The following is a 16,179-nucleotide window of genomic DNA, read 5'->3' on the forward strand; positions in this document are numbered from 1 at the left end:
CGGTTTTTTTTGTGGCCGCTCGGTTACTTGACCAAACGCCAAGTCCACGGATAGCGATAGGCAATACCCTTGTTGGCCTTGATCCCGGCAATGATCGTCAGTATCAACGCCCCTATCACCAGTACGGTCATCAGCAAAAAGCCGACCACCACGAAGCCCAGCACCAGACACACCAACCAGGCGATGGCCACGGTGATCTGAAAATTCAGGGCTTCCTTGCCCTGATCATCGATAAGCGGGTCCACATCCTTCTTGAACTGCCACAGGATCAGCGGCCCCAACACGCTGCCGAAGGGGAACACCAACCCTGCAAACGCCGCGAAATGACACAGCATTGCCAACTGGCGTACTTCCTTGGACGGTGCCGGAACCGGCAATTGGCTGTCATTCATGGCGCTTCTCCTTGGGGCGGGCTTAGTCAGCGAGTGCAGCGGTTTGCAGTGCAAAGATTTCGGTCATGCCCTTCTGGGCCAGGGCCAGCATCGCGTTCAGCTCAGCCGGCTGGAATGGCGCGCCTTCGGCGGTGCCCTGCACTTCGATGAAACCACCGGTGCTGGTCATGACCACGTTCAGATCGGTCTCGGCGGCCGAGTCTTCCAGGTAATCCAGGTCCAGCACAGGCTCGCCCTGGTACATGCCGACCGACACAGCTGCGATCATCTGCTTGAGCGGGTCACCCGCCTTGAGGCCGCCGCGCTTCTTGATCACTTTCAATGCGTCGACCAGGGCTACCATGGCGCCAGTGATGGATGCAGTACGGGTACCGCCATCAGCCTGTATCACGTCGCAGTCGACGTAAAGGGTCACGTCGCCCAACTTGGACATGTCCAGCGCGGCACGCAGGGAACGGCCGATCAGGCGCTGGATTTCCAGGGTACGCCCGCCTTGCTTGCCACGGCTGGCTTCACGCTGGTTACGCTCACCGGTAGCGCGCGGCAACATGCCGTACTCTGCGGTCAACCAGCCCTGGCCCTGGCCCTTGAGGAAGCGCGGCACGCCGTTTTCGACGCTGACGGTGCAAATCACCTTGGTATCGCCAAACTCGACCAGTACGGATCCCTCGGCGTGTTTGGTGTAGTTGCGGGTGATGCGGATCGAGCGGAGCTGATCGGCAGCGCGACCACTTGGACGTTTCATAGGGGATACCTGTACTGAGGACGAAAAACTGCCGAGCATTATAGAGCCGCGAGCCGATTCGGGGCACTTCTAAAAATTCGGTTACGAATGCGCATGTTTGGGCGCCTCCTGCGCACTGCGCTACAATCCTGCGCCTCTCGACTGTAGGAGCGAGCTTGCTCGCTCCTACAGGTCGGCCTAGCCAATCTCTATCTATCCAACACGAGGTACCTCCATGGTGCACAGCATGACCGCCTTCGCCCGTGTCGAAAAAGCCGGGGTTCAAGGCACCCTCAGCTGGGAATTGCGCTCGGTCAACAGCCGTTACCTGGAGCCACACCTGCGCCTGCCCGAGTCGTTCCGCGACCTCGAAGGCGCCGTTCGTGAAGCGCTGCGCCAGGGCATTTCCCGTGGCAAGCTGGAATGCACCCTGCGTTTTACCGAAGAAACCACCGGCAAACCGCTGCAGCTGGACCGCGACCGCGCCGCACAACTGGTTGCCGCCGCCGAAACCATCGCCGGCCTGATCAAGCAACCGGCCGCGCTGAACCCTCTGGAAGTCCTGGCCTGGCCCGGCGTACTGGTGGGCGACGCAACCGACCCGCAGGCCCTGAACGCCGAAGCCCTCGCGCTGTTCAACCAGGGCCTGAAGGAGCTCAAGGCCGGCCGTGAGCGCGAAGGCGCTGAACTGGCGCGCCTGATCAACGAGCGTCTGACATCGATCGAAGCCGATGTGGTCACCCTGCGCGAACTGGTGCCGCAGATGCTTGCTACCCAACGCCAGAAGATCCTCGACCGCTTCACCGACATGAAAGCCGACCTTGACCCGACGCGCCTGGAACAGGAAATGGTCCTGCTTGCCCAGAAAAGCGACGTGGCTGAAGAACTCGACCGCCTGAGCACCCACATTCTTGAAGTACGCCGCGTGCTCAAGTCCGGTGGCGCCGCCGGTCGGCGCCTGGACTTCCTGATGCAGGAACTCAACCGCGAAGCCAATACACTGGGCTCCAAGGCGTTCGATCCGCGCAGCACCACGGCGGCGGTCAACCTCAAAGTGTTGATCGAGCAAATGCGCGAACAAGTACAGAATATTGAGTAAGGCAACCTCCATGACCCACAGCACCGGCACCCTTTACATCATTTCCGCCCCTTCGGGCGCGGGCAAAAGCAGCCTGGTCAAAGCCTTGACCGACGCTGACGAGCAGATCCGCATTTCGGTGTCGCACACCACCCGCGCCATGCGCCCGGGCGAAGTGAACGGCGTGCACTATCACTTCGTCGAGCGTACCGAATTCGTCAAGATGATCGAACACGGCGACTTCCTGGAGCGCGCCGAAGTCTTCGGCAACCTCTACGGCACCTCCCAAAGTCATCTGCAGCAGACCCTGGACGAAGGCCACGACCTGATTCTGGAAATCGATTGGCAGGGCGCCGAGCAAGTGCGCCAATTGATGCCCAAGGCACGCTCGATCTTTATCCTGCCGCCGTCGCTTGAAGCCTTGCACCAGCGCCTGACCAACCGTGGCCAGGACAGCGACGAGATCATCGAAGGGCGTATGCGTGAAGCCGTCAGCGAAATGAGCCACTATGTCGACTACGACTACCTGATCATCAATGACGATTTTGCCCACGCCTTGGATGATTTGAAGGCGATTTTCCGTGCCAATCAGCTCCAGCAAAAGCGTCAACAGCAGCGTTTCGGCAAATTACTCGCCGAACTGCTCGGCTGATTGGCTCTTCCCAAAACCGCTGCAAGGGCCTTACATTGGCACTTGTAGCGGTTTTGCGAGAGCCTGCGAAAAATCAGCGCTTCCCTAAACGCTGGTGATTTTTTAAACTGCTCAGTCCGCTCGCCCAACCGGGCAGCGCGCATCTTGCATTCGCTCCGAGGAATACCATGGCCCGCGTAACCGTTGAAGACTGCCTAGAACACGTGGATAACCGCTTTGAGCTGGTCATGCTCTCTACCAAGCGTGCCCGTCAACTGGCCACTGGCGGCAAAGAGCCCCTGGTCCAGTGGGAAAACGACAAGCCTACCGTTGTAGCCCTGCGTGAAATCGCTGAAGGCCTGATGAGCTACGAGTTCATTGCCAACGCCGAAATCGTTGAAGACGAACCGCTGTTTGCAGCGTTCGAGGACGAGTCCAACGAGGCCGTCTAAGCCTATGCCAGGTCGACGTAGCACGGCGCAGGGTCACAGTCATCGGCAGGAGTTCACACTTTGCCGAGCATAGACGCCCTCGCCGATCGCTTATCGGCCTACCTCGGCCCCGACCAGGTCAACCTGGTCCGCCGAGCGTATTTCTACGCCGAACAAGCCCACGACGGCCAACGCCGACGTAGCGGTGAGGCGTACGTCACCCATCCCCTTGCGGTGGCAAATATCCTGGCCGACATGCACATGGACCATCAGAGCCTGATGGCCGCGATGCTGCATGACGTGATCGAAGACACCGGCATTGCCAAGGAAGCGCTCAGCGCGCAATTTGGCGAAACCGTGGCCGAACTGGTCGACGGGGTCAGCAAACTGACCCAGATGAACTTCGAGACCAAGGCCGAAGCCCAGGCGGAAAACTTCCAGAAGATGGCCATGGCCATGGCCCGAGACATTCGGGTGATCCTGGTCAAGCTGGCCGACCGGCTGCACAACATGCGCACGCTGGAAGTGCTGTCCGGCGAAAAGCGTCGGCGCATCGCCAAGGAAACCCTGGAAATCTACGCGCCCATCGCCAACCGGCTGGGCATGCACGCCATTCGTATCGAATTCGAAGACCTTGGTTTCAAAGCCATGCACCCGATGCGTTCGGCGCGCATCTACCAGGCGGTCAAACGCGCCCGGGGCAATCGCAAGGAAATCGTCAACAAGATCGAAGAATCCCTGAGCCATTGCCTGGCGATCGACGAGATCGAAGGCGAGGTCAGTGGCCGCCAGAAGCACATCTACGGCATATACAAGAAGATGCGCGGCAAGCGCCGGGCCTTCAACGAGATCATGGACGTGTACGCGTTCCGGATCATCGTCGACAAGGTCGATACCTGCTACCGCGTGCTTGGAGCTGTACATAATTTGTACAAACCCTTGCCGGGCCGCTTCAAGGACTACATCGCGATCCCCAAGGCCAACGGCTATCAGTCGCTGCATACCACGCTGTTCGGTATGCATGGCGTGCCGATCGAGATTCAGATCCGTACCCGCGAAATGGAAGAGATGGCCAACAACGGCATCGCCGCCCATTGGCTGTACAAGTCCAGTGGCGACGAGCAGCCCAAAGGCACCCATGCCCGCGCCCGCCAGTGGGTCAAGGGCGTGCTGGAAATGCAGCAACGTGCCGGCAACTCACTGGAATTCATCGAAAGCGTGAAGATCGACCTGTTCCCGGACGAGGTCTACGTGTTCACGCCCAAGGGTCGGATCATGGAGCTGCCCAAGGGCTCCACGGCGGTCGACTTTGCCTACGCGGTGCACACCGACGTCGGCAACAGCTGCATTGCCTGTCGGATCAATCGTCGTCTCGCGCCGCTGTCCGAGCCCCTGCAAAGCGGCTCCACGGTCGAGATCGTCAGTGCTCCGGGCGCTCGCCCCAACCCGGCATGGCTGAACTTCGTGGTCACCGGCAAGGCCCGTACGCATATTCGCCACGCCCTGAAACTGCAGCGTCGCTCCGAGTCCATCAGCCTGGGCGAGCGCTTGCTGAACAAGGTGCTCAACGGCTTCGACAGTGCCCTGGACAAGATTGCGCAAGAGCGCGTGCAGGCGATGCTTCATGAGTATCGCCAGGAAACCATCGAAGACCTGCTCGAAGATATCGGCCTGGGCAACCGCATGGCCTACGTGGTCGCCCGTCGCTTGCTGGGCGAAGGCGAACAACTGCCGAGCCCGGAAGGCCCGCTGGCGATTCGCGGCACCGAGGGTCTGGTGCTCAGTTACGCAAAATGTTGCACACCGATTCCGGGCGACCCGATTGTCGGCCACCTGTCCGCGGGCAAGGGCATGGTGGTGCACCTGGACAACTGCCGCAATATCACCGAAATCCGCCACAACCCGGAAAAATGCATCCAGCTCTCGTGGGCCAAGGATGTCACCGGCGAGTTCAACGTCGAGCTGCGGGTGGAGCTGGAACACCAGCGCGGCCTGATCGCCCTGCTGGCCAGCAGCGTCAACGCGGCCGACGGCAATATCGAGAAAATCAGCATGGACGAACGTGATGGTCGCATCAGCGTGGTCCAACTGGTGGTCAGTGTGCACGACCGCGTGCACCTGGCCCGCGTGATCAAGAAACTGCGCGCCTTGACCGGTGTGATCCGCATCACCCGTATGCGTGCATAACCGATCCATTACAAGGAGTCATTCATGACCAAGACAGTTATCACCAGCGATAAAGCCCCAGCCGCCATCGGCACCTACTCCCAGGCGATCAAGGCGGGCAACACCGTCTACATGTCCGGCCAGATTCCGCTGGACCCAAAGACCATGGAACTGGTTGAAGGCTTCGAAGCCCAGACCGTACAAGTCTTCGAAAACCTCAAGTCCGTGGCCGAAGCTGCCGGTGGTTCGTTCAAGGACATCGTCAAGCTGAACATCTTCCTCACCGACCTGAGCCATTTTGCCAAGGTCAACGAGATCATGGGCAAGTACTTCGAACAGCCCTACCCAGCCCGCGCCGCCATCGGCGTTGCCGCCCTGCCAAAGGGCGCACAGGTTGAGATGGACGCCATTCTGGTCATCGAGTAAAACACCCGGCGCAGCCCCAAAAGGCTGCGCCGGCTTCGCTTCATAAGGATTTCGTAATGCGCAAAGCGCTTGTAGCCTCTTCGTTGCTCGCACTGTTGCTCGGCGGTTGTGCCAGCAACCCGGCCGATCTGGACGTAAGCGGTACCTGGATCAACCAGGCCGCCATCGACGCGGCAGCCAAGGGCGGCCCTTTGCGTGAAGCCCTGCAATCCTATGGCCCCAACCTTGAGTGGGAGGTCAACACCAAGGCGTTGCAGGCGCGCTACTACAACGGTTTTGAAGTAGCGGAAGGCAAGTTGTCGGGTGAAAAACCCGGCGCGTGGAGCGTGGACTTCTACGGCAGCTCCGCCACCGAACTCAAGCGCAAAGGCAAACAATTGCTGCAAGTGGCCAACGACAATGAGCCAGAGCAGCTGTTCGCCCGCGCCAAAGACCCGGCCCCCGAAGGCGCACCACTGGGTGCCAACTTCGAACGGGCACTGTATGCGGCCTACATGGGCGGCGACTGGAAGATAACCGACGGCACCGGCAACGGCGCCACAGTGCAGTTCCAGGCTGACGGCAAGATCGCCGGTCTGCCTGGCGTTGACCGTTACTCACTGTGCCTGGCGGGTGATTGCGCCTCCATGAGCGGCGGCTACGACAGCATCTGGCTGCAACTGAACGGCCAGGGCAACCCATGGATTTTCGTACGCAAGGGTGAGCAGCTGGAAATCTTCCAGGCGATCAACACCGCGCAGGCCGATGAAGTGCCTTCGTTTACTCCAGGCCCGCGCCAATGGCTGCTTGAAAAGTAATAACAGCCTCGCCCAAATCCAAATGTGGGAGCTGGCTTGCCTGCGATGACGGTATTACACCCAACAAAGATGTGATTGATATACCGCTATCGCAGGCAAGCCAGCTCCCACATTTTTTGCCGCGCTTCAGCCTTTCAGAATCGCCGCATAGCCTTCCCGGTAAGTCGGGTAAGTCGGCACCCAGCCCAACGCCTTGATACGCGCATTACTGCACTGCTTGCTCCCCGCACGCCGCACACTGGCGTCCTCGGCCCATTCGGTCACACCCAGGTACTCGCGCAACCAGGCCACCACCTCGGCTAGCGGTGCCGGCGCATCGTCAACGCCGATGTAGACCTTGTCCAGCGAACCGCCTTTTTCCACATGCCGCAGCAAGAAGGCGAGCAGGCCCGCGGCGTCATCGGCGTGGATACGATTGCCATACAGCGGCGGATCAACCGCTACGCGGTAGCCTTGACGCACCTGGGTCAGCAGCCATTCACGACCCGGGCCGTAAATCCCGGTCAGCCGCACGATGGTGGCCGGAATACCACTATTGAGCGCCACTTGCTCAGCTTCCAGCATCACCTGCCCGGAATAACCCTTCGCTTGCGTCTCTGACGTTTCGTCGACCCACTCGCCGTTCTGCTGCCCATACACACTGCTGCTGGAGACAAACAGCAAATGCTTGGGCGTCTGGCCATAGTCGTCCAGCCACTCCAGTACATGCTGCAACCCTTGCACGTAGGCGGCGCGATAGCCGGCCTCGTCGTGGTCGGTGGCAGCGGCGCAGTACACCAGATAATCCACCCCGCCGATCGGCCAGGTGTCCGGGCAATCCTTTTTGAACAGATCGCCAGCGATGCCGATCACGCCGTCGGGCAGGCGTGAAATATCGCGGCGCAGGCCGTGGACCTCCCATTCCGAGGCCAGCAATTGGCTAGCCAGCCGACTACCCACATCACCGCAACCGGCAATCACAACAGAAGGCGCAGACATCATAAAACTCCATTCTCAAAGGCGCAGATTAGCCGCGCGAGTGGATCAACGGCCAGTGAAAAGCGAAATAAAGTAACAGTGCCACTTTAGTTAACAAGAATTACTTGCAATAATAACCACCCATTTGTCCTCGACCCCCCTCGGTCTGGAAGGACGATCACCCATTTTTTCTCTCAGGTCCGGCCAGCATGACATGTAATACAACCCCCGCTTCGCCAACCAAGCCTCACAGCCCATCCCGCGCCTGGCGTGCGATTGCTGCGATGCTGTTCAGCGTCCTGCTGGCACCGACCGCCGCATTCGCTGATGCCACCGCCCCCGCCACTCCGGCGGCTACCGAGCAGAATGCTGCTGCGCCAGCGGCGGCTCCAGCTCCAGCCGCTACCGACCCGGCCCAGGCCACGGGCGACGCCGCACCTGCCAACGAAACCGGCGTTGTGCTGGAAGAAGACAACACCCTGGGTATGGCCCATGACCTGTCGCCATGGGGCATGTACCAGAATGCCGACGTAGTGGTGAAGGCTGTGATGATCGGCCTGGCCATCGCCTCGATCATCACCTGGACCATCTGGATTGCCAAAGGCTTCGAGCTGCTGGGCGCCAAGCGTCGTCTGCGCGCTGAAATCGTCCACCTGAAAAAAGCCACTACCCTCAAGGAAGCGAGCGAAACCGCAACCAAAAAGGGCACCCTGGCCAACACCCTGGTGCACGACGCGCTGGAAGAAATGCGCCTGTCGGCCAACACCCGCGAAAAAGAAGGCATCAAGGAACGCGTGGCTTTCCGCCTGGAGCGCCTGGTTGCCGCCTGCGGCCGTAACATGAGCAGCGGCACCGGCGTACTCGCCACCATCGGTTCCACCGCGCCGTTTGTCGGCCTGTTCGGCACCGTATGGGGCATCATGAACAGCTTCATCGGCATCGCCAAAACCCAGACCACCAACCTCGCCGTCGTTGCTCCCGGCATCGCCGAAGCCCTGCTGGCTACTGCCCTGGGCCTGGTTGCCGCGATCCCTGCGGTGGTGATCTACAACGTCTTCGCCCGTTCGATCGCCGGCTACAAGGCTCAGGTATCGGATGCGTCGGCAGAAGTCCTGCTGCTGGTCAGCCGTGACCTCGATCACCTGCCTACCGAGCGCAGCTCGCAACCGCACATGGTGAAAGTGGGGTAATCGGCCATGGGCCTGCATTTGAATCAAGGCGACGACGAACTCGTCGAGAACCACGAAATCAACGTTACGCCGTTTATCGACGTGATGCTGGTGCTGCTGATCATCTTCATGGTGGCTGCACCGTTGGCCACCGTGGACATCAAGGTTGACCTGCCCGCCTCCAGCGCCAAGCCGGCGCCGCGGCCGGAGAAGCCGATTTTCCTCAGCGTCAAGGCGGACCAACGCCTGTTCCTGGGCGAAGAAGAAGTCAAGGCTGAAACCCTGGGGCCGGTGCTCGACGCCAAGACCCAGGGCAAGAAAGACACGACAATCTTCTTCCAGGCCGACAAGGGCGTGGACTACGGCGACCTGATGAGTGTGATGGATGCCCTGCGGGCAGCCGGCTACCTCAAGGTAGGCCTGGTCGGACTTGAGACGGCAGCCAAGAAATGATCACGACGCGCCACAAACTGACGCGTTACGGCACCAGCCTCGCCGTCGTGCTGGGCGTGCATGCCGTCGCGATCATCATCGCGCTCCAATGGTCCGCGCCGCAGGTGATCCAGTTACCGCCTGCCGCGATGGTCATCGACCTGGCGCCGCTGCCAGCGCCACCGCCGCCTCCGGCACCGCCCAAGGTCGTGGCGCCACCGCCGCCGCCAGTTGACGAGCTGCCGCTGCCGAAATTGGCCGAGGCGCCCAAACCGACGATCCAGGTGCCCAAGCCGGTCAAGCCCAAACCCAAGCCGCAACCGCCCAAGCCAGTGGAGAAGAAGCCCGATCCGCCCAAGGAGAAACCTTCCGAGGAGCCTCCAAGCGAAACGCCGCCGAGCAACGCGCCTGCGCAAAAATCCGCCCAGCCTGCGCCCGGGCCATCGGCACAGCAGCTTGCTGCCCAGGCATCCTGGCAAAGTACCCTGCTGGCGCACCTGCAGAAGTACAAGAAGTACCCGCCGGGCGCCCAGCAACGTGGCAAGGAAGGCATGAACCGCTTGCGTTTCGTGGTCGATGGCGAAGGCAATGTACTGTCCTACGAACTGGAAGGCCGCTCCGGCAACGCCGACCTGGACCGTGCGACCCTGGAGATGATCCGCAAGGCTCAACCCTTGCCCAAACCGCCAGCCGACTTGTTGAAAAACGGCAGTGTCGAACTGGTCGCACCCTTCGTTTACAACATCGATAAACGTCGCCGCTAGCAGAGCAATGTGGGAGGGGCTCGCACCCTCCCGCATCGTCTTTCACCGCGACAACAATTTCCGACATTCCCCACTCAATCCCCAGCAAAGTTCTGATAACGTGCGTCTATCGATTGCAGCCGGTATGCTTGGCCCGCAACTTCATGGACGCCTGCTATGACTCTTACAGAATTACGCTACATCGTGACCCTCGCCCAAGAACAGCACTTCGGCCATGCCGCCGAGCGTTGCCACGTCAGCCAGCCGACGCTGTCGGTGGGCGTGAAAAAGCTTGAAGACGAACTCGGTGTGCTGATTTTCGAGCGCAGCAAGAGCGCCGTGCGCCTCACCCCAGTGGGCGAAGGCATCGTTGCCCAGGCCCAGAAGGTCCTGGAGCAGGCGCAAAGCATTCGCGAGCTGGCCCAGGCCGGCAAGAACCAGCTGACCGCACCGCTCAAAGTCGGCGCGATCTACACTGTCGGCCCTTACCTGTTCCCGCACCTGATCCCGCAACTGCACCGCGTCGCGCCGCAGATGCCGCTGTATATCGAAGAAAACTTCACTCACGTGCTGCGCGACAAACTGCGCAACGGCGAGTTGGACGCGATCATCATCGCCCTGCCGTTCAACGAGGCGGACGTGCTGACCCTGCCGCTCTACGACGAGCCGTTCTACGTGCTGATGCCGGCCTCGCACCCGTGGACCAAAAAGGACACCATCGATGCCGGCCTGCTCAACGACAAGAGCCTGCTGCTGCTCGGCGAAGGCCACTGCTTCCGCGACCAGGTACTGGAAGCCTGCCCGACCCTGACCAAGGGCAACGACGGCGCCAAGCACACCACGGTGGAATCCAGCTCCCTGGAAACCATTCGCCATATGGTCGCTTCCGGCCTGGGTATTTCGATCCTGCCGCTGTCAGCGGTGGACAGCCATCACTACGCTCAAGGCGTGATCGAAGTTCGCCCACTCACGCCTCCGGTGCCGTTCCGTACCGTGGCGATCGCCTGGCGCGCCAGCTTCCCACGCCCCAAGGCAATTGAGATCCTCGCCGACTCGATTCGCCTGTGTTCGGTGGCCAAGCCGCCCGCTGCGAGCTAAGCAACCGTATGACTGAGCTGTCGCAGGTGTCGGTGACGGCACTCAAGGGTGTCGGTGACGCCATGGCCGAGAAGTTGGCCAAGGTCGGCCTGGAAAACCTCCAGGACGTGCTGTTCCACTTGCCCCTACGTTATCAGGACCGCACCCGCGTCGTGCCCATCGGCCATTTGCGCCCAGGCCAGGATGCGGTGGTCGAAGGCACTGTCAGCGGCGCTGACGTGGTGATGGGCAAGCGCCGCAGCCTGGTGGTGCGCCTGCAGGATGGTACTGGCGGCTTGAGCCTGCGCTTCTACCATTTCAGCAACGCGCAGAAAGAAGGCCTCAAGCGTGGCACCCGTGTGCGCTGCTACGGTGAGGCACGTCCCGGTGCATCGGGCCTGGAGATCTACCACCCGGAATACCGCGCCATCACCGGCGACGAACCGCCACCGGTGGACACCACCCTCACGCCGATCTACCCGCTGACCGAGGGCCTGACCCAGCAACGCCTGCGCCAACTGTGCATGCAAACCCTGACCATGCTCGGCCCGCAAAGCCTGCCCGACTGGCTGCCCCTGGAGCTGGCCCGCGACTATCAACTGGCGCCCCTGGCCGATGCGATCCGCTACCTGCATCACCCGCCCGCCGATGCCGATGTGGACGAACTCGCCCTCGGCCATCACTGGGCCCAGCATCGCCTGGCCTTCGAAGAGCTGTTGACCCACCAACTGTCCCAGCAGCGCCTGCGTGAAAGCATGCGTTCCCTGCGTGCGCCGGCGATGCCCAAGGCTACGCGGCTGCCCGCGCAATACCTGGCCAACCTCGGCTTTGCGCCGACAGGAGCACAGCAGCGCGTGGGCAATGAGATCGCCTACGACCTCAGCCAGCAAGAACCCATGCTGCGCCTGATCCAGGGCGACGTGGGCGCAGGCAAAACCGTGGTCGCCGCCCTCGCCGCCTTGCAAGCACTGGAGGCGGGTTACCAAGTCGCGCTGATGGCGCCGACAGAAATTCTCGCCGAACAACACTTCATCACCTTCAAGCGCTGGCTCGAGCCGCTGGGCCTGGAAGTGGCGTGGCTGGCCGGCAAGCTCAAAGGCAAGAACCGTGCGAGCGCCCTGGAGCAAATCGCTGCCGGCGCGCCGATGGTGGTGGGCACCCATGCGCTGTTCCAGGACGAAGTGCAGTTCAAGAACCTCGCGCTGGTGATCATCGACGAGCAGCATCGCTTCGGCGTGCAACAGCGCCTGGCCCTGCGCCAGAAAGGCGTGGGCGGGCGCATGAACCCGCACCAGTTGATCATGACCGCCACCCCGATCCCGCGCACCCTGGCCATGAGCGCCTACGCCGATCTCGACACCTCGATCCTCGATGAATTGCCGCCCGGGCGTACGCCGGTCAACACCGTGCTGGTCACCGACACCCGGCGCGTGGAGGTGATCGAGCGCGTGCGCGGCGCCTGCGCCGAAGGCCGGCAGGCGTACTGGGTCTGTACCTTGATTGAAGAGTCCGAAGAGCTGACCTGCCAAGCCGCCGAAACCACTTACGAAGACCTCACCAGCGCCCTGGGCGAACTCAAGGTCGGGCTGATCCATGGCCGCATGAAACCGGCAGAGAAAGCCGCAGTGATGGCCGAGTTCAAGGCCGGCAACCTGCAATTGCTGGTGGCTACCACGGTGATCGAAGTGGGCGTGGACGTGCCCAACGCCAGCCTGATGATCATCGAAAACCCCGAACGCCTGGGCCTGGCGCAACTGCACCAATTGCGCGGCCGGGTCGGCCGGGGCAGCGCTGCCAGCCATTGCGTGCTGTTGTATCACCCGCCGCTGTCGCAGATCGGCCGCCAGCGCCTGGGCATCATGCGCGAAACCAACGACGGGTTTGTCATCGCCGAAAAAGACCTCGAACTGCGCGGCCCGGGTGAAATGCTCGGCACACGCCAGACCGGTCTGCTGCAATTCAAGGTCGCTGACCTGATGCGTGACGCCGACTTGTTGCCTGCTGTGCGCGACGCCGCGCAAGCCTTGTTGGAACGCTGGCCCGAACATGTCAGCCCGCTGCTGGATCGCTGGCTGCGGCACGGGCAGCAATACGGCCAAGTGTGACGCCCGACGCACTTATCCGACCATCACCCGTATCAAGCTGGTTATACTCCAATGACTGTAAGAAATTGGATCAGGCCATGTCAGAAGTTGCCCTCGCCACAGCCCCACTGACCGCCCCGCCGGTCATTCGGGCGCTGCTCGCAAAGCTCGCCGTCCCCTACACGGAAGTCGCCGAACACGCGGGCCTGAACCCTGCGCGAAAGGTCCAGGCGGTGTTGCTTGAGGATGCGGTCGGTGCACTCATGGTGCTGTTCCCTCAAAGCCAGTTGCTTGACCTCAACCGCCTCACCGAACTCACTGGTCGCCGTCTCACGGCCGTAGCCCCGGAGCGGGTCGAGCGTATGCTTGGCAAGCATGACCTGAGCCTGCTGCCCGGGCTGCCGCCGCTCACCAGTTCACCTTGCCTGTATGAAGGCAGCCTGCTCAACGAGCCGAGCCTGCTGGTGCATTCGGGCGAAGCCGGGTTGTTGCTGGAAATCCCCAGTGACGCCTTCAAGAGCCTGCTCACCAAGGCCAGTGCCGCCCAGTTCGGCGAGCCATTGAGCAACATTCGCCCGAACCTGGACCGCCCCAATGATGACCGCGAGGAAATCACCCAGGCGATGCAGGCGTTCACAGCCCGCCGCATTCAGCAACGCCTGGAAGCGACCATCGAGATTCCACCGCTGGCCGACACGGCGCAAAAGATCATCAAGCTGCGCGTAGATCCCAACGCCACCATCGATGACATCACCGGCGTGGTGGAAACCGACCCGGCGCTGGCCGCCCAGGTGGTGAGTTGGGCCGCGTCGCCCTACTACGCCTCGCCGGGCAAGATCCGTTCAGTCGAAGACGCCATCGTGCGCGTACTGGGCTTCGATCTGGTGATCAACCTGGCGCTCGGCCTGGCACTGGGCAAAACCCTGAGCCTGCCCAAAGACCGTCCGCATCAGTCCACCCCGTACTGGCATCAGTCGATCTACACCGCTGCCGTGATCGAGGGGCTGACCCGCGCCATGCCCCGTGCCCAGCGCCCGGAAGCCGGCCTGACCTACCTGGCCGGGCTGTTGCACAACTTCGGCTACCTGCTGCTGGCCCATGTGTTCCCACCGCATTTCTCGCTGATCTGCCGACACCTGGAGGTCAACCCGCACCTGTGCCACAGCTATGTCGAGCAACATTTGCTGGGGATCAGCCGCGAGCAGATTGGTGCGTGGTTGATGCGCTACTGGGACATGCCGGACGAACTGTCCACAGCCCTGCGCTTTCAGCACGATCCGACCTATGACGGGCAATATGCCGAGTATCCGAACTTGGTGTGTCTGGCGGTGCGATTGTTGCGTAGCCGGGGGATTGGATCGGGGCCAGATGAGGCGATTCCGGATGCGTTGCTGGAGCGTTTAGGCTTGAGCCGGGAAAAAGCTGAGGAAGTGGTCGCCAAGGTGTTGGATGCCGAGGTGCTGTTGCGCGAGTTGGCATCGCAGTTCAGCCAGGGCTAAATCTTTCACCTGATAAACCGCTATCGCAGGCAAGCCAGCCCCCACAGTTGACCGAGTTCCAGCGTTGGAACGCAGCCAGACTGTGGGAGCTGGCTTGCCTGCGATGAATCCAACTCGGTATACCTGAAAACCCTACTTCTTTTTCTTCGGCTTCAAATACTTGGTCAGCCCTTGAAACCAGATCACCAGCGCCGGGTTGCCCTTGATCTGAATCGACTTGTCCTGAATCCCCGTCATGAACGCCAGTTGCTTGTTCTTCGCCTGCATCGTGGCAAAACCGTAGGCGGCATCCTTGAAAGCAATCGCAAAGGCAGGCTCAGGGTGAACACCTGAACGACTGGTGATGCGCTGGTCTTTGACAATGAAGTGACGGGCAACCTTGCCGTCGAGGGTCTGCAGCTGGAAGGCCAGGTCTTTGTCACCCAGTTGCTGCTGGAAGGCGGGATTGGTGCGGCTGGCTTTGCCCATCATCAGGCCAAGCACCCACAGAAGAAGACGAAATTTCATGCACACGGCCTCGGTGTATTTATTGGAGTGGCCGCAGCAGTGTAACGATTTGCAAATAGAACGCCACCGATCTTGCGCTTTAGGCGCAGATCGGCTGGCGTTTAACGCTTATAGCAACAAGTGCTTAGACGTTAGGGCAAGGTACCGGCGCCCAGTCAACCAGGTTCGGGTTGGTGCAGTTGAGCTTGAGCTGGGAATCACCCGCGTTGGCTACCTGCTTGCTTTCAGCTTGCTTGGCCTGGGCCGTTTGCAAGGTCTTCTCGGTGGTGACCGCTTCTTTCGGCACGGTTGGCAGCACCGGCTTTTTCGGTGGCTTGGTGCCCGCGCCTTTCTTCTTGGTCGGCGTCACGACAGGCGCCGCATCGGCCTGGGCCACGGTGACCACGTCGGCACGCTGCACGCCGACTTGCTGCAGATCTTTTTCGTAAGCCTGAGTGTAGTTGTTCAGGTCTTCGCTGGCTTTGCCGTTGACTGCGACGATCAGGTCATTGGATTCCTTCAAGCCCGAGACGATTTCCGCCAGGCGCTTACGGCCTTCGGTATCGTTGACGGTCTTGGCCTTGCGGTCGGCCACAAGCTTGGTGAACGCACTCTGGTAGCACTGCTGCGACGCCTTGGCGTAGGCGGTGCTGCGGTCGATGTCGGAGACGCTTTTATTCACGTCAGCGGCATAGGAGGCGATGCGCTGGTTGTCATCGGCGATCTGCTTCTGACGTTCGGTGTAGTAACCCGCCGCGCCGCCGGCCAGGGCGCCACCGGCAGCACCGATGGCGGCATTACGGCCACGTTTTTCCTTGTCGCCGGTCAGCGCGCCCAACAACGCACCGCCGGCCGCGCCGATGGCGGCACCGGTCACCACCGACTTGGTCATGTTCGAGTCGGTGGCACGCAGGTGCTGCACCGGCTCGTAGCAGTTGGGGTAGTACTCGACCTTGGTGCTCGACGCGACCTTGGACGCAGGCGACGTAGCGCAACCGGTCAACACGGTGCTGAAACCGGCCGCGATCAGCAGCAGGTGACGCTTGGAAACCGACTTACGGGAAAAAAGCATAGATGTGATCTCTGT

Annotated in this window: 17 protein-coding genes; 12 read left to right on the plus strand and 5 right to left on the minus strand. The window is 61.3% G+C overall.

Annotated elements, in window-relative coordinates; translation table 11 throughout:
* Window positions 1-23: 23 nt before the first annotated feature.
* Window positions 24-392, minus strand: coding sequence for a DUF4870 domain-containing protein (locus tag LJX92_RS26255; protein ID WP_005792486.1), 369 nt, complete (start codon window positions 390-392; stop codon window positions 24-26).
* A 22-nt stretch (window positions 393-414) separates the two neighbouring features.
* On the minus strand, window positions 415-1,137 hold the full coding sequence (gene rph / locus LJX92_RS26260) for a ribonuclease PH (RefSeq protein WP_005792487.1): 723 nt from the start codon (window positions 1,135-1,137) through the stop codon (window positions 415-417).
* A 214-nt stretch (window positions 1,138-1,351) separates the two neighbouring features.
* On the opposite strand from rph, the gene LJX92_RS26265 reads away from it, so the two are divergent.
* The 6 genes from LJX92_RS26265 to LJX92_RS26290 all read left to right on the plus strand — a co-directional run bounded on the left by LJX92_RS26265 (window position 1,352) and on the right by LJX92_RS26290 (window position 6,645).
* Window positions 1,352-2,215 carry a YicC/YloC family endoribonuclease gene (locus tag LJX92_RS26265; protein WP_005792488.1) on the plus strand — a complete coding sequence of 288 codons (864 nt, stop codon included), beginning with the start codon at window positions 1,352-1,354 and terminating at the stop codon, window positions 2,213-2,215.
* A 10-nt stretch (window positions 2,216-2,225) separates the two neighbouring features.
* Complete coding sequence (gene gmk / locus LJX92_RS26270) at window positions 2,226-2,846, plus strand: guanylate kinase (protein ID WP_003213284.1); 621 nt, start codon at window positions 2,226-2,228, stop codon at window positions 2,844-2,846.
* A 167-nt stretch (window positions 2,847-3,013) separates the two neighbouring features.
* Window positions 3,014-3,277, plus strand: a complete 264-nt coding sequence (rpoZ, locus tag LJX92_RS26275) for a DNA-directed RNA polymerase subunit omega (protein ID WP_003176920.1) — start codon at window positions 3,014-3,016, stop codon at window positions 3,275-3,277.
* A 60-nt stretch (window positions 3,278-3,337) separates the two neighbouring features.
* Window positions 3,338-5,443, plus strand: a complete 2,106-nt coding sequence (gene spoT / locus LJX92_RS26280) for a bifunctional GTP diphosphokinase/guanosine-3',5'-bis pyrophosphate 3'-pyrophosphohydrolase (RefSeq protein ID WP_005792489.1) — start codon at window positions 3,338-3,340, stop codon at window positions 5,441-5,443.
* Window positions 5,444-5,467: 24 nt separating this feature from the next.
* A complete protein-coding gene (locus tag LJX92_RS26285; protein WP_003176922.1) occupies window positions 5,468-5,848 on the plus strand; it encodes a RidA family protein in 381 nt (126 codons plus the stop codon).
* A 56-nt stretch (window positions 5,849-5,904) separates the two neighbouring features.
* Complete coding sequence (locus LJX92_RS26290) at window positions 5,905-6,645, plus strand: hypothetical protein (RefSeq protein WP_032878714.1); 741 nt, start codon at window positions 5,905-5,907, stop codon at window positions 6,643-6,645.
* Between the two features lie 126 nt (window positions 6,646-6,771).
* Here the strand turns inward: LJX92_RS26290 and LJX92_RS26295 are convergent, their stop codons facing one another.
* Window positions 6,772-7,623: an SDR family oxidoreductase gene (locus LJX92_RS26295; RefSeq protein WP_223017778.1), complete on the minus strand. Its 852-nt coding sequence runs from the start codon at window positions 7,621-7,623 to the stop codon at window positions 6,772-6,774.
* Window positions 7,624-7,811: 188 nt separating this feature from the next.
* Here LJX92_RS26295 and exbB point away from each other — a divergent pair, with 188 nt between their 5' ends.
* The 6 genes from exbB (at window position 7,812) to LJX92_RS26325 (ending at window position 14,606) form a co-directional block, all read left to right on the plus strand.
* A complete protein-coding gene (gene exbB / locus LJX92_RS26300; protein ID WP_228309125.1) occupies window positions 7,812-8,792 on the plus strand; it encodes a tonB-system energizer ExbB in 981 nt (326 codons plus the stop codon).
* Window positions 8,793-8,798: 6 nt separating this feature from the next.
* Window positions 8,799-9,224, plus strand: coding sequence for a TonB system transport protein ExbD (gene exbD / locus LJX92_RS26305; protein ID WP_003195519.1), 426 nt, complete (start codon window positions 8,799-8,801; stop codon window positions 9,222-9,224).
* Window positions 9,221-9,967, plus strand: coding sequence for an energy transducer TonB family protein (locus tag LJX92_RS26310; protein WP_228309126.1), 747 nt, complete (start codon window positions 9,221-9,223; stop codon window positions 9,965-9,967). The genes exbD and LJX92_RS26310 overlap by 4 nt, the downstream gene beginning before the upstream one ends.
* A 156-nt stretch (window positions 9,968-10,123) precedes the next feature.
* A complete protein-coding gene (locus LJX92_RS26315; RefSeq protein ID WP_032878710.1) occupies window positions 10,124-11,044 on the plus strand; it encodes a hydrogen peroxide-inducible genes activator in 921 nt (306 codons plus the stop codon).
* Window positions 11,045-11,052: 8 nt separating this feature from the next.
* Window positions 11,053-13,128, plus strand: a complete 2,076-nt coding sequence (gene recG / locus LJX92_RS26320; protein WP_032881178.1) for an ATP-dependent DNA helicase RecG — start codon at window positions 11,053-11,055, stop codon at window positions 13,126-13,128.
* Between the two features lie 77 nt (window positions 13,129-13,205).
* Window positions 13,206-14,606 carry an aminoacyl-tRNA deacylase and HDOD domain-containing protein gene (locus LJX92_RS26325; RefSeq protein WP_005792496.1) on the plus strand — a complete coding sequence of 467 codons (1,401 nt, stop codon included), beginning with the start codon at window positions 13,206-13,208 and terminating at the stop codon, window positions 14,604-14,606.
* 132 nt (window positions 14,607-14,738) lie between these two features.
* Here the strand turns inward: LJX92_RS26325 and LJX92_RS26330 are convergent, their stop codons facing one another.
* Both LJX92_RS26330 and tagQ read right to left on the minus strand, forming a co-directional pair.
* Window positions 14,739-15,113, minus strand: a complete 375-nt coding sequence (locus LJX92_RS26330) for a hypothetical protein (RefSeq protein ID WP_032803751.1) — start codon at window positions 15,111-15,113, stop codon at window positions 14,739-14,741.
* Window positions 15,114-15,237: 124 nt separating this feature from the next.
* A complete protein-coding gene (tagQ, locus tag LJX92_RS26335) occupies window positions 15,238-16,164 on the minus strand; it encodes a type VI secretion system-associated lipoprotein TagQ (RefSeq protein ID WP_032878708.1) in 927 nt (308 codons plus the stop codon).
* Window positions 16,165-16,179 lie beyond the last annotated feature (15 nt).

This window comes from Pseudomonas sp. HN8-3 (genome assembly GCF_020790195.1).
Classification (GTDB): Bacteria; Pseudomonadota; Gammaproteobacteria; order Pseudomonadales; family Pseudomonadaceae; genus Aquipseudomonas; species Aquipseudomonas synxantha_A.